Annotated in this window: 10 protein-coding genes and 2 tRNA genes; 8 read left to right on the top strand and 4 right to left on the bottom strand. The window is 67.1% G+C overall.

What is annotated here, in order from left to right; genetic code table 11:
• The first annotated feature begins 16 nt into the window (after positions 1 to 16).
• The 3 genes from pdxH to sdaAB all read left to right on the top strand — a co-directional run bounded on the left by pdxH (position 17) and on the right by sdaAB (position 2,742).
• On the top strand, positions 17 to 661 hold the full coding sequence (gene pdxH, locus G6R31_RS09190; protein ID WP_025567876.1) for a pyridoxamine 5'-phosphate oxidase: 645 nt from the start codon (positions 17 to 19) through the stop codon (positions 659 to 661).
• Positions 662 to 735: 74 nt separating this feature from the next.
• Positions 736 to 2,094, top strand: a complete 1,359-nt coding sequence (locus tag G6R31_RS09185) for an FAD-dependent oxidoreductase (protein ID WP_017870461.1) — start codon at positions 736 to 738, stop codon at positions 2,092 to 2,094.
• Positions 2,095 to 2,169: 75 nt separating this feature from the next.
• Positions 2,170 to 2,742 carry an L-serine ammonia-lyase, iron-sulfur-dependent subunit beta gene (gene sdaAB / locus G6R31_RS09180; RefSeq protein WP_373284360.1) on the top strand — a complete coding sequence of 191 codons (573 nt, stop codon included), beginning with the start codon at positions 2,170 to 2,172 and terminating at the stop codon, positions 2,740 to 2,742.
• A gap of 396 nt (positions 2,743 to 3,138) precedes the next feature.
• On the opposite strand, the gene G6R31_RS09175 is transcribed toward sdaAB, so the two are convergent.
• Both G6R31_RS09175 and G6R31_RS09170 read right to left on the bottom strand, forming a co-directional pair.
• Positions 3,139 to 3,213 (bottom strand) — tRNA-Val (locus tag G6R31_RS09175).
• 16 nt (positions 3,214 to 3,229) lie between these two features.
• Positions 3,230 to 3,305: transfer RNA gene (locus G6R31_RS09170), tRNA-Ile, on the bottom strand.
• 161 nt (positions 3,306 to 3,466) lie between these two features.
• Here G6R31_RS09170 and murJ point away from each other — a divergent pair.
• From murJ to G6R31_RS09155, 3 genes are all read left to right on the top strand, one after another.
• Entirely contained in the window at positions 3,467 to 5,056 is a 1,590-nt protein-coding gene (gene murJ, locus G6R31_RS09165) for a murein biosynthesis integral membrane protein MurJ (protein ID WP_081608254.1), read from the top strand.
• An 87-nt stretch (positions 5,057 to 5,143) separates the two neighbouring features.
• Complete coding sequence (locus G6R31_RS09160) at positions 5,144 to 6,076, top strand: NAD(P)-dependent oxidoreductase (protein ID WP_017870458.1); 933 nt, start codon at positions 5,144 to 5,146, stop codon at positions 6,074 to 6,076.
• Positions 6,073 to 6,939, top strand: a complete 867-nt coding sequence (locus G6R31_RS09155) for a DegV family protein (RefSeq protein WP_017870457.1) — start codon at positions 6,073 to 6,075, stop codon at positions 6,937 to 6,939. Before G6R31_RS09160 ends, G6R31_RS09155 begins: the two co-directional genes overlap by 4 nt.
• A gap of 1 nt (position 6,940) precedes the next feature.
• On the opposite strand, the gene G6R31_RS09150 is transcribed toward G6R31_RS09155, so the two are convergent.
• Together G6R31_RS09150 and G6R31_RS09145 are read right to left on the bottom strand one after the other, a co-directional pair.
• On the bottom strand, positions 6,941 to 8,125 hold the full coding sequence (locus tag G6R31_RS09150) for an RNA-guided endonuclease InsQ/TnpB family protein (RefSeq protein WP_017870456.1): 1,185 nt from the start codon (positions 8,123 to 8,125) through the stop codon (positions 6,941 to 6,943).
• Between the two features lie 183 nt (positions 8,126 to 8,308).
• Positions 8,309 to 9,388 carry a quinone-dependent dihydroorotate dehydrogenase gene (locus tag G6R31_RS09145; protein ID WP_017870455.1) on the bottom strand — a complete coding sequence of 360 codons (1,080 nt, stop codon included), beginning with the start codon at positions 9,386 to 9,388 and terminating at the stop codon, positions 8,309 to 8,311.
• A gap of 43 nt (positions 9,389 to 9,431) precedes the next feature.
• Here G6R31_RS09145 and G6R31_RS09140 point away from each other — a divergent pair, with 43 nt between their 5' ends.
• Both G6R31_RS09140 and G6R31_RS09135 read left to right on the top strand, forming a co-directional pair.
• A complete protein-coding gene (locus tag G6R31_RS09140) occupies positions 9,432 to 10,613 on the top strand; it encodes an alanyl-tRNA editing protein (RefSeq protein WP_017870454.1) in 1,182 nt (393 codons plus the stop codon).
• Between the two features lie 133 nt (positions 10,614 to 10,746).
• Entirely contained in the window at positions 10,747 to 12,432 is a 1,686-nt protein-coding gene (locus G6R31_RS09135) for a bifunctional metallophosphatase/5'-nucleotidase (protein WP_017870453.1), read from the top strand.
• Positions 12,433 to 12,462: the final 30 nt, after the last annotated feature.

The following is a 12,462-nucleotide window of genomic DNA, read 5'->3' as shown; positions in this document are numbered from 1 at the left end:
CCCCTGAAGGCGTCACATGACTGATTTAACTTCTATGCGAATCTCCTACACCCGCGCCGAACTGCGCCGGGCTGACCTGAAGGCCGACCCGCTCGCCCAATTTCAGACTTGGTTTGGCGAAGCCCTCGCCGCCGAACTGCCCGAACCCTACGCCATGCAGGTCGCCACGGCGAACGCGGCGGGCCGCCCCAGCCTCCGCACCGTGCTCCTGCGGGGCGCGACCGAAGAGGGGCTGACCTTCTATACCAACTTCGAGAGCCACAAGGGGCTGGATTTGGCGGATAACCCGCAGGCCGAAGTGCTGTTCTACTGGGCCGAGCTGGAGCGGCAGGTGCGGGCTTATGGCCCGGTGGTCAAAGTGCCTGACGCCGAAGCCGACGAGTATTTCCACGTTCGCCCCCGTGAAAGCCAGCTTGCCGCGCACGCCAGCGACCCGCAAAGCGCTCCTCTCCAAAACCGGGAGGCGCTGGAAGCCAAATTCACCGCGCTGCACGGACGGTTTCCCGAAGGCACGACCATTCCGCGCCCCGAGTTCTGGGGCGGCTACCGCCTCCAGGTGCAGGAGTGGGAATTCTGGCAGGGACGGCCCAACCGGATGCACGACCGCTTCCGGTATGCGCGGGAAGGAGACGGGTGGCGTCTGGAACGGCTGATGCCCTGAAGGAAGAGTCACGTGCCCTTGCTCTCCATCCCGGTTGCGGCCCCCCATTCCCGGCACCCACTAAACTTTCCCTTATGACGCTTTACTCCCCCGAACGCCCCCTGCGCGTCGCTGTCATCGGCTCCGGCCCCAGCGGAATCTACGCCGCCGAAGCGCTGCTCAAGCAGACCGAGTTTCCGGTGGAGGTGGACGTGTACGACCGCCTGCCGACCCCCTACGGCCTCGTGCGCTACGGCGTGGCGCCCGACCACCTGACCATCAAGAGCGTGACCAAGGGCTTCGAAAAGACCCTTTCCGACCCCCGCGTGCGCTTCCTCGGCAACGTGGAATTCGGCAAAGACCTGACCGCCGAGGACGCCCGCGCCCACTACGACGCGGTGATGTACACCGTCGGCGCGAGCAGTGACCGCCGCCTGAACATCCCCGGCGAAGACCTGCAAGGCTCCATGAGCGCCACCGAATTTGTCGCGTGGTACAACGGCCACCCCGACGCGGCGACCCGCGACATGCTGCTGGGCGCCGAGGGCGTGGCGGTGGTCGGCGTGGGCAACGTGGCGCTGGACGTGAGCCGCATCCTCGCCAAGACGGTGGGCGAACTGCGCGAGTCCGACATCGCCCCGCACGCGCTGCCCGCGCTGGAACGCAGCAACGTCAAGGACATTTACATCCTCGGGCGGCGCGGCCCGGCGCAGGCGGCGTTTACCACCAAGGAACTGCGCGAATTCGGCGAACTCTCGGGGGCTGAACCCGTCGTCAAGCCTGCCGAGGTACAACTGCGCGAAGAAGAGGAAGCGCAGGTCACCGACAACGTGAAGAAGAAGAACATTGAGGTGTTGCGCGACTTCGCCATCCGCACGCCCGAGGGCAAAGAGCGCCGCGTTCATCTGCGCTTTCTGGTGTCGCCCGTCGAGATTCTGGACGACGGCGAGGGAAATGTGGCGGGCCTCAAAGTGGAGCGCAACCGCCTGGACGAAAACGGGAATGCCGTCGGCACCGGCGAATACGAAACGCTGCCCGTGCAGATGGTGCTGCGTTCGGTGGGCTACCGGGGCGTGGCGCTGCCCGGCGTGCCCTTCGACGAGGGGCGCGGCGTGATTCCCAACGAGGAAGGCCGCGTGACGGGGCAAATCGGCGAGTACACCGCTGGCTGGATCAAGCGCGGCCCCAGTGGGGTGGTCGGCACCAACCGCAAGGACGCGACAGACACCGTGGCGCACCTGCTCAGTGACGCCCGCGACGGCAAACTGCTCTCACCCGCACGGCCCACCCGTGCCGACGTGGACGCACTGCTCGCGCAAAAGGGTGCCGACGTGTTCACCTTCGAGGACTGGCAGGCCCTCGACGCCCACGAACTCGCCCAGGGCAAAGAGCAGGGCCGTCCCCGGCACAAGGTGGCGCTGAAAGAAGAAATGCTGAAGCTGCGTCGGCGCTGAGGGGAAAGCGGAGAGGGTGCAGGGGAGAGAGAAACAGAACCCTCCACCCTCCTCGCTACGCCCTACACTTGTTTCATGTCCCTCCTCGACATGATTGGCCCGGTCATGATCGGCCCGAGCAGTTCCCACACGGCGGGTGCTTGCCGTCTGGGGCTGGTGGCCCATTTCCTCCTCGGTGAGACGCCCGCGAGCGCCCACATCGGCCTGCACGCTTCCTTTGCCAAGACGGGGCGCGGACACGGCACGCACCTCGCCCTCATCGCCGGGATTCTGGGCTACGCGCCGCACGACCCGCGTCTGGCCCGCGCCTTCGGGGAAGCGGAAGCCGCCGGGCTGAAGTTCGAGTTCGAGGACGTGGACCTCGGTGACGTTCACCCCAACACGGCGCACATCGTCCTCAGGGGCAAGACCCAGGAAGTCACCGTGCAGGGCAGCAGCACCGGCGGCGGCGTGATTCTGGTCACGCAGGTGCAGGGCCTGGGCGTGAATTTCAGCGGGGCGAGTCCCACGCTGGTGGTGCGCTACGCCGACGCGGTGGGCATGATCGCCCGCGTGACCAACGTCATCGCGGCGGCAGGCGTCAACATCGCCACGCTGACCTGTACCCGCGCCGCACGCGGGGGGCAGGCGTCAACATCGCCACGCTGACCTGTACCCGCGCCGCACGCGGGGGGCAGGCGCTGCTCGCCATCGAACTCGACGCGCCGCTCTCGCCGGAAGCGGTGGCCTTTCTGGGCAGCTGGCAGGACGTGAACTGGGTGCGGATGCTGCCCAAGTTGATGGACGGCTGAAGGCGGGAGGGTCAGACCGTCGAACCGTCAAAAGGTCTGACCGCCTGATACGGATTCCGATTGAATCTGGTAGTTTCAGATTCAATCCGAGCGGATGCGAGTAGGAAAAAATACGGATTCCGCGATATGGATGCACAGGCGGCGCTTTCCCGACTGTGCAGGAATTAAGCGGAATCCGTATGAGTCGAATCTCAAGCGGTCAGGCTGTTGGGGATGGCAAAAAGAAAACCCCGGCAACTGCCGAGGCTTTTTCTGGTGGGCGGTATAGGACTTGAACCTACGACCCTTCGCGTGTGAAGCGAATGCTCTACCACTGAGCTAACCGCCCGTCTCTCACCAGATGTTGGTGGGCCCTGCCGGATTTGAACCGGCAACCAATCGGTTATGAGCCGACTGCTCTGACCGTTGAGCTAAGAGCCCGCTGTGAACGGTCTTTCGCCCTGCGTCAAGGCGAGAGGAAGTGTAGCAGCGGCCCCCAGGCTTGTCAAACGAGGCCGCGCGGGGGCGGGGCACGCTGGACAACACGGCGAAAAGGAGCCGCAGGACGCCCGGACCGGCGGGGGGCAGAGTACAGTAGCCGCGTGACTGTGCCGCCCGCTGCCCCCGATCCCCATGCGCCGCCCCAGGGTCCAGCCTCGCCCGCTCCCGCACCTGCTCCCGTTCCCAAAAGGTCGCTGCGGGCCAACACCCTGATTGTCATGGCCGGGACGCTCGGCTCGCGGCTGTCGGGCATCGTGCGCCAGCAGGTCATCAACCTGTTCGACACCACGCTCACCGACGCCTTCAACGTGGCGATCAGGGTGCCCAACCTGATGCGCGAACTGCTCGCCGAGGGTGCCCTGGTCAACTCGTTCATTCCGGTGTACAAGACGCTGGACGCCGCCGAGCGCCGCCGACTCGCGCAGAGCTTCAGCGGCCTCTTGATCGCCATCAATCTGATCCTGATGGCCCTGGGCATCTTCGCCGCGCCCTGGGTGGTGGGGCTGCTGACCTCGGCAGACGCCAACATCGACCGGGCGGTCGCCATCTACATGACGCAGCTCGTCATGCCGTTTCTGACCCTCATCAGCCTCTCGGCGGTGGCGATGGGGCTGCTCAACGCCGACGAACATTTCCGCGAAAGCAGCTTCGCGCCCGTCGCCTTCAACATCGCCAGCATCGCCGCGCTGCTGCTGCTGCCCGACAACGCGACCTGGCTGGCGTTCGGCTGGCTGATCGGCGGGGTGGCACAACTGCTCGTGCAGCTTCCGGCGCTGCGGCGCTTCGGCCTGCTGCCCGAGCCGCGTCTGGGGGGACACCCCGCGCTGGGGCGGGTGCTGCGGCAGATGGCTCCCTTTACCCTCACCGCCGGGGCGCGGCAGTTCCTGAACCTGTACGTGACGCGGCTGCTGACCGACGCCTCGCAGTTCAAACCCGGCACCCAGACCGGCTACAGCAATGCCGAGGCCCTGTTCACGATGGCGAACGGCCTGTTCGTGGTGTCGCCCGCGCTCGCCGTGTTTCCCCGCTTCTCGCAGCACGCCGCCGAGGGCAACTGGGCCGAGTTCCGCTCGCTCACGGTACAGACCATTCGCACGAGTACCTTTCTCGCCGCGCCGGTCAGCGCCCTGCTGCTGGTGCTCGCCCCCTACGCCGTCAGCATCTACAACCTCAAGACGGCGTTCGACCCCAACCGCTTCGAGGCCGGGGCGGGCATCCTGGCGGGGTGGGCGCTGGCGCTGATTCCCTGGGCGGTGGTGACCATTCTGCTGCGGACCTTCTACGCCCGCGAACGCACCCGCGAGGCGGTCATCGTCAGCGCCGTCGGGTTCGTGCTGGAAGTGGGGCTGTACCGGCTGCTGGTGCCTGGGCTGGGGCTGTTCGGGTTCGGCCTGAGCACCACCATCAGCGGCCTGCTGATGGCTTTCGCCCTGGCGCTGATGTACCAGCGCTCGCTGGGGTTTCCCTGGCAAGCGGTGGGCGAACACCTGGGCCGCGTGGTGCCGCTGGCGATGCTGGCCGGGCTGGTCGCCTGGGCCGTATCGCGCTTTTTGCCGGCGCCCGGCTTTTTCGTGCCGGGGTTGCTGGGGCTGGCGGTGGCGGGCGGCGCGGGGCTGCTCGTCTACCTGCTGGGCGCCACGCTGCTGAAGATGCCGGAAATGGCCGGGTTGCGGCGGCGACTGCGGCGCTGAGGCGGGGACACACCGGGGGAGAGGGCCAAAACTTTGACCGGGTTCAGTTTTTGACTCCGGCTGCCGTTCAGACACTAGCCTGAAAGGATGGGCACTCTTTCCGCCGCTTCCGCTGCTGACCCGCACGCGGGGAGCGCCACCACCACCGCGTTTCTGGGTCTGGGAGCGATGGGCTATCCGATGGCGGCCCATCTGGCGCGGCAGGCGGCAGCCAGCGGGGGCCGCGCCCTCGTGTGGAACCGCACCGAGGCCAGGGCGCAGAAACACGCCGAGCATTACGGCAGCGAGGCCGTTTCGTTAGCGCAGGCCGCGCGCGCCGACCTGCTGTTCACCTGCCTGCCCACCAGTGCCGAGGTGGACGACCTCATCGCCGCGTTGACCCCGCACCTGCGCCCCGGCACCGTCTGGGTGGACTGCACCAGCGGACACCCCGACGCGGCCCGGCGCCAGCGTGAGCGGCTCGCCGCGCTGGGCGTGAAGTTTCTGGACGCCCCGGTCAGCGGTGGCACGGGCGGCGCCGAGGCCGGCACCCTGACGGTGATGCTCGGCGGCCCGGCAGACGAGGTGGAGGCTGCGCGCCCGCACCTCGCCTTTGCGGGCAAGGTCGTGCGGGTGGGTGAGACCGGCGCAGGCTTCGCGGTCAAGGCCATCAACAACGTGCTGCTCGCCGTCAATCTGTGGGCGGCGGGGGAAGGGCTGGCGGCGCTCGGGCGCGGCGGCGTGGACCTCGGCGCGGCGCTGAGCGTCATCAACGCGAGCAGTGGCCGCTCCAACGCCTCGGAACACCTGATTCCCCAGCGGGTGCTGACCCGCGAGTTTCCGGCGACCTTTGCCCTCGGCCTGCTCGCCAAGGATGCCGGGATTGCGCTGGACGTGGTGCAGAGCGCCGGAGCGAGTGCCCCCACGCTGGCCCAGGTCGCGGGACTTATCCGCGCCGCGTCGCACGTGGTGGGACCCCATGAAGACCACACCGCCGCCCTCAAACTCATTGAGCAGATGAACCGCCAGGAGATCAAATGACCCCGACTGACCCCCGCCCGTTCGCCGTCGTGACCGATGGCGGCATGGACCCGCTGCCCAGCCTGCACAACGACGTGCCGGTGGCACCTTTCTCGGTCAACTTCGGGGAAAAGTCCTACCCGATGACCGAGATCACGTCGCAGTGGCTTTATCAGGAATTGCGGACCAACCCGGTGCATCCCACCAGTTCGCAGCCTTCGCCGCAGCAGTGGGTGGACGCTTTTGCGCGGGCGGGCGAGGGCGACATTCTCGCCATCACCGTCAGCTCGGGGCTGAGCGGCAGCCGCAACGCCGCCGAGCAGGCGCGTGACCTCTCGGGGCGCCGGGTCACCATCCACGACAGCATGACCATCAGCGGGGCGCAGTCGTTTCAGGTCCACGCCGCCCGCGTCGCCGCCGAGCGGGGCGAGAGCCTGGACACCGCCCTGGCCTGGATGCGGCAGGTCCGCGACGAAACCGAGTTCTACTTCACCATCGAAACGCTGGACTACCTGCGTAAGGGCGGGCGCATCGGGCGGGTGGCGGCGGCGATGGGCGGGCTGCTCAATCTCAAGCCCGTCATCACGGTGGACAAGTCCGACGGCACCTACGCCAATGTCGCCCGCGTCCGCAGTTTCAAGGGCAGCATCGAGGCGATGACGCAGCAGGTCACCAAGCGCTACGGCGAAGGCACCCCGCTGCGCGTCGCCCTGATGTACGGCTCGCACCCCGAGGACGCCGACGCCGCGCTGGAGCAGCTCCGGCAGCGTCACCCCATCGTCTGGACGGACCGGGCGGGCGTGAACCCGGTGCTGAGCGTGCACGTCGGCCCCCGGGCGCTGGAAGTCACGGCGGCGCCGGGCGACTGGCCCTGGGAACGGTGACCTACTCCCCGTCCTGAAGGACGGGGCTTCTCAGCCCACGCATAACTTCTACGTTCTGGACTGATGGCAAGGCCCTTGCCAGAATGTTCAGAGCGGCGTTCCAGTCGGCATTTGCCGTATGACCGCAACTCTGACACACAAACCGCGACCTACTGACCCGGCTCTCCCGGCAGGTGTGCCCGCATTTGCTGCACGCCTGACTGGTGTAGCGGGGGTCTACGGCGATAACCGTCCGAGCGGCGCTTGCAGCCTTCTGGGACAGGAGAGAGAAGAACTGACCCCAACCGACATCGTGGATTGACCGGGCCAAGTTGCCCTTGCCCATCCCCGACACGTTCAGGTCTTCGTGTGCCACCAAGTCGTTCTCCCGGATGAGCTTGGCAGCCGTCTTGTGGTGGAAGTCCAGCCGTTGCCGCGCCACTTTGCGGTGCAACTTGGCGACAGCAGCTTTGGCCTTCTTCCGGCGATTGGAACCGCGTTTTCTGCGGCTGAGGGAGCGTTGCCCCACCCGCAGCGCCTTCATGCTGGAGTTGAAGTAGCGCGGGTTCTCCACAAACTCCCCATCGGAGGTGATGCAGAAGTATGTCGTTCCCACGTCCACGCCCACTGAGCTTCCCGTTTCGGGAAGCGGCTGGGATTCCACTTCGCACACGTAGCTGACGTACCATTCCCCGCAGTCCCGCGTGATGGTTGCCGTTTTCAGCTTGCCCTCTAGCGGGCGGTGCAGCCGGATTCGAATGTTCCCAATTTTGGAGAAGAACGCCGTCTTGTCGGACACGCTGAACCCAGACTGTGGGTAGCAGATGGAATCGTACCAACCTGCCCCCTTGAATCTGGGATAACCGGGCGTCTGCCCTGCCCTCACGCGCCTGAAAAACGCCTTGAACGCTTTGTCCAGTCGTTTGAGCACATCCTGAAGCACCTGCGAATAGACCCCGGCGTATTCCGGCAGCGCGGCCTTGATTTCGGTCAGGGACTTCATCTGGTCGTACCCGGTGACCGTCTTCCCGGCTTTCTTGTAGGCGTCCCGACGTTCCTGCAAAGCGGCGTTGTACAGGCTGCGGCAGAGCTGTAGCTGCTCGGTCAACGTCGCTTCCTGCGCTTTGGTAGGGCGAAGCCGATAGCGGAATGCCTTGAGATGCGTGGTAGTTTGGATTTGCGTCACCTCCCTTAAGGTGATTGCCACGGCTCAGGGTGTTGGAAGCACCGCTGGGCCTTTGCTGTTTCAGCATACCACGCTGCAAGGCTTTAGCTCTGGACAGAAGCATCAGTACCGCCCCCTTCGGGGGCCTGGGCTATCCATCTCCGGGTTTCAACCCGGAGCATTCCGCCCAGACCCTTTTCTGTAAGAGGGGAGGGGGGAAGGGTATTACCCCTGCCCCACCACCTCGGCCACGTTGCGCACGCCGTCGCGTTCCAGCAACCGGACCAGCCCGGCGTTGATGTCGCGCACCAGCCCTGGCCCCCGGTAGATGAGGGCCGAGTAGACCTCCACGAGGTCGGCCCCGGCTCTCAGCTTGGCGTAGGCGTCCTCGGCGCTGAAGATGCCGCCCACGCCGACAATCGGCACCCGGCCCCGCGTCAGGCGGTAGGCGCTCCGCACCAGTTCGGTGGAGCGGGCCGTCAGCGGGCGTCCGCTCAGGCCCCCGGCCTGCTCGCGATTGGCGTGGGTCAGGCCGTCACGGGAAAGGGTGGTGTTGGAAATGATGAGGCCACCCGCGCCCGCGTCCAGCACCGCGCCCACGCTCGCCTCGAAGTCGGCGGGGTGCAGGTCGGGGGCCAGTTTGACCAGCACGGGCGGGCGGCGCAGGCGACGCACCCGGCCCGCGTCCACCTCCTCCAGCACGGCCCGCACGAGCTGCGCGAGGTCGTCCGCCGCCTGAAGCGCCCGCAAGCCCGGCGTGTTGGGGCTGCTCACGTTGACCACGAAGGCGTCGGCCACGTCCTGCAGGGCACGCACGCATTTGCGGTAGTCCTCGGCGGCGTCCTCGTTGGGGGTGGCCTTGTTCTTGCCGATGTTGACCCACACGGGCGCAGGCCGCTCCCCCAGCGCGGCGAGGCGGTCATGCAGCGCCTGTGCCCCGGCGTTGTTGAAGCCCATGCGGTTAATCAGGGCTTCGTCGGGGGGCAGTCGAAAGAGGCGGGGCCGCTCGTTGCCACTTTGCGCGAGCGGCGTGACCGTGCCGACCTCGACAAAGCCGAAGCCGAAGGCACTGAAGGCGGGGACGGCCTGACCGTTCTTGTCCAGGCCCGCCGCGAGGCCCACCGGCGAGTCGAAGGTCTGCCCCCACAGCGTGCGCCGCAGCGCCGCGCCGCCCGGCACCGTCAGCGTGCGGGCCAGCCGGGGGAGCAGCGGCAGACCCGAGGCGAGTTCCAGCCCGCGCAGGGTGAGGTGGTGGGCGTCCTCGGCGTCCATGCCGAACAGCAGCGGGCGAACAGTCTGGTACATCGCCTTTCAGGATAACGGGGCGGCGTGACCTATCCTCGCCCACATGACCCGCGCCCTGTACCATGAAGACGGCCTGCACCTTCAGTTTTCTGCCCCCGTGACCGACGTGCAGGGGCAGGAAGTCGCCCTGGCCGCCACGGCCTTTTACCCCGAAAGCGGCGGCCAGAGCAGCGACGTGGGTGCCCTGAGCTGGGCAGGCGGCGCGGCGCGGGTCACGCACGCCCGCAAGGACAAGGCAACAGGCACGATTTGGCACCGTCTGTCGGGGGACTTGCCGCCACTGGGCGCGGAAGTGACCGGCGAAGTCGAAGCCGCCCCCCGCTGGCGGCACACCCAGCGCCACAGCGCCGAGCATCTGCTGGCGCAGGCGTTCCGGCGCGTGAATCCGGTGTTCGAGGTCGCCTCGGTGAGCATAACCGGCCCCGAATGCCACATCGATTTTCTGGGCGACCCTGCCGAAGTCCACATCCAGGCCGCCGAAACGTTGCTGCGCGGGACGCTGGGCAGAGACGACCTGACGCTGGAAACGCCGATTGTCCCCGAAGACGAACTGGCAAATTATCCGCTGCGCCGTGAAAGCAAGGTGGGCGGGCAGGTGCGGCTGGTTATCTTCCGCGACCCGGTGGGCGAATATTTCGACGTGAGTGCGTGCGGCGGCACCCACGTTCCCCGCGCCGCCATGTGCGCCCCGGTGGTCGTGCTGCGTTCCGAGCGGGTGCGCGGCGGTCAGACCCGCGTGGTGTTCATGGCGGGCGAGGAGGCGAGCGAGTACCTCAGCGGCGTCTACCGCGAGGCCCGCGCCCTGGCGCAGAGCTTCAGCGTCCCGGTGGAGCAGCTTCCCGAACGGGTGGACGCGCTGCGGGCCGAGTTGAGTGCCGCCCGCGCCGACGCCGAAACGCTGCGCCGCGAACTGGCGCGGCACCTGCTGGCCTCGGCCCCGGTGCAGGGTGACCTCTCCCTCAAGACGCTGACCCTGAGCGACCCCGCGCTGCTGCTGCCGGTGCTGACGCAGGTGGCGGCAGGTGAAGTGGTCGCCGCCGCCGAACCGGGCGGGCGCTGCGGCGTCGCCAGCGGACGGCCCGACGTGAAAGCAGGTGAGCTGCTGCGCTCGGCCCTGGCGGTCACGGGCGGCAAGGGCGGCGGCAAACCCGACCTCGCGCAGGGAACGACGCCCGACGCGGCAGGCTTTCTGGCGGCGGTGCGGGAGGTGCTGGGGCAGAGCTGACAGTACTTGAAAAAGAGACAAGTCAAGTCCTTTTTCTTCCGGGAAGGGGGAGAAACTCGCCCTTCCATCACCCATCATCCATCACCACTTTCTGACGCTGCCCTGATAAGGCCACCCCTAAACTGAGAGGCGCATGAAAAACAACCTTCTCCTGATTGGTGCCGCCCTGACCCTGAGCAGTTGCTCGATGGTCGCTGGCCCCGCCACCCAAGACGTGACCGTGATTGGCGTCAACGACCTGCACGGCAACCTGCTGCCCACCTCTTTCCGCGTTCCCGACCCCGCCGACCGCAGCAAGACCCTCACCGTCCAGGCGGGCGGCATTGAGGCCATCGGCGGCGTGCTGGACGAAGCCCGCAAAGCCAACCCCAACACCATTTTCGTGGGCGTGGGCGACATGACCGGGGCCAGCCCGCTGGTCAGTGCCCTGCTGCGCGACGAGCCGACCATCAAGGCGCTCAGCGACCTGGGGATGGCGGTCAACGTGGTCGGCAACCACGAATTCGACTATGGCGTGCAGGAACTCGCCCGCTTCCAGAAGGGGGGCTGTAACTCCAACGCCCCCGAGAAAGCCTGTGTGTTCGACAAGACCTTTGCGGGTGCGGGCTTTACCTACCTCGCCGCCAACGTCAAAAACAGCGCGGGTCAGAACGTGCTGCCCGCCTACAAAATCGTGCAGAGCGGCAAGGCCCGCATCGCCTTCGTGGGCGCGGTGCTGCAGGCGACCCCCACCGTCGTTTCGCCTTCCGGTGTGGCGGGCCTGAAGTTCGAGGAAGAAGCGGCTTCCATCAACGCCGTGATTCCCGCCATCAAGGCGCAGAAACCCGACGCCATCATCGCGCTCGTTCACCAGGGCGGCACGGCCAAGGACGCCTTCGACGTGGTGGACTGCAAGACGCTCAGCGGCGACATCGTCAAGATTGCCCAGACCCTCGACCCGGCAGTGGGGGCCATCATGACCGGGCACACCCACCGGGGCTACAACTGCACGGTGGCCGGGCCGGACGGCGCCCCGCGCCCGGTGATTCAGGGCGACGCCTACGGCCACCTGCTGCAACGCCTCGACCTGCAGGTGGACACCCGCGCCCACAAGCTGCTGGCGGTCAAGGCGAGCAACGTCGTGGTGAACGCCGCGACTGGCCCCAAGAACGCCGCCATGACCGCACTCGTGAAGCGGGCGCAGGAAATGACCGACCCCCTCGCCAAGCGTCAGGTCGCCACGCTGGGGGCCGAGCAGATCACCCGCACCGCGAATGCCGCTGGTGAAAGTCCGCTGGGCCGCGTGATTGCCGACGCGCAACTCGCCGCCGCGAGCAGCCCCGACAAGGGCGGAGCCGTCATCGCCTTCATGAACCCCGGCGGCATCCGCGCCGACCTGCCCGTGAACGTGCCCAACGCGAGCAAGGGCGTGACCTACGGCGACGTGTTCACGGTGCAACCTTTTGGCAACGTGATGATGGTGGTGTCTCTGACCGGCGCCCAGGTCAAGGAAGCCCTGGAGCAGCAGTTCGACAACCCCGCGCCCGGCCAGAACCGCATCCTGCAAGTCAGCCGGGGCCTGACCTACACCTGGGACGCCGCCAAGCCCAAGGGTGAGAAGGTCAGCGACCTCAAGCTGGGCGGCGTAGCCCTCGACCCCGCCGCCACCTACCGCGTGACCATGAACAACTTCCTGGCAGACGGCGGCGACGGCTTCACCGTCTTTGCCAAGGGCACCGAGCGCCTCGGCGGGGCGGTGGACCTCGACGCCTTGCAGGAGTACCTGAAGGCCGGGACGGTCACGCCCGACGACGCGGCCCGGATCACCAAGCTGAACTGAAGAAGTTGATGGGGGAGGGCAGAGGGGGAA

It is taken from the genome of Deinococcus wulumuqiensis R12 (genome assembly GCF_011067105.1).
GTDB lineage: Bacteria > Deinococcota > Deinococci > Deinococcales > Deinococcaceae > Deinococcus > Deinococcus wulumuqiensis.
This window is presented reverse-complemented; position numbering and strand designations above follow the sequence as displayed.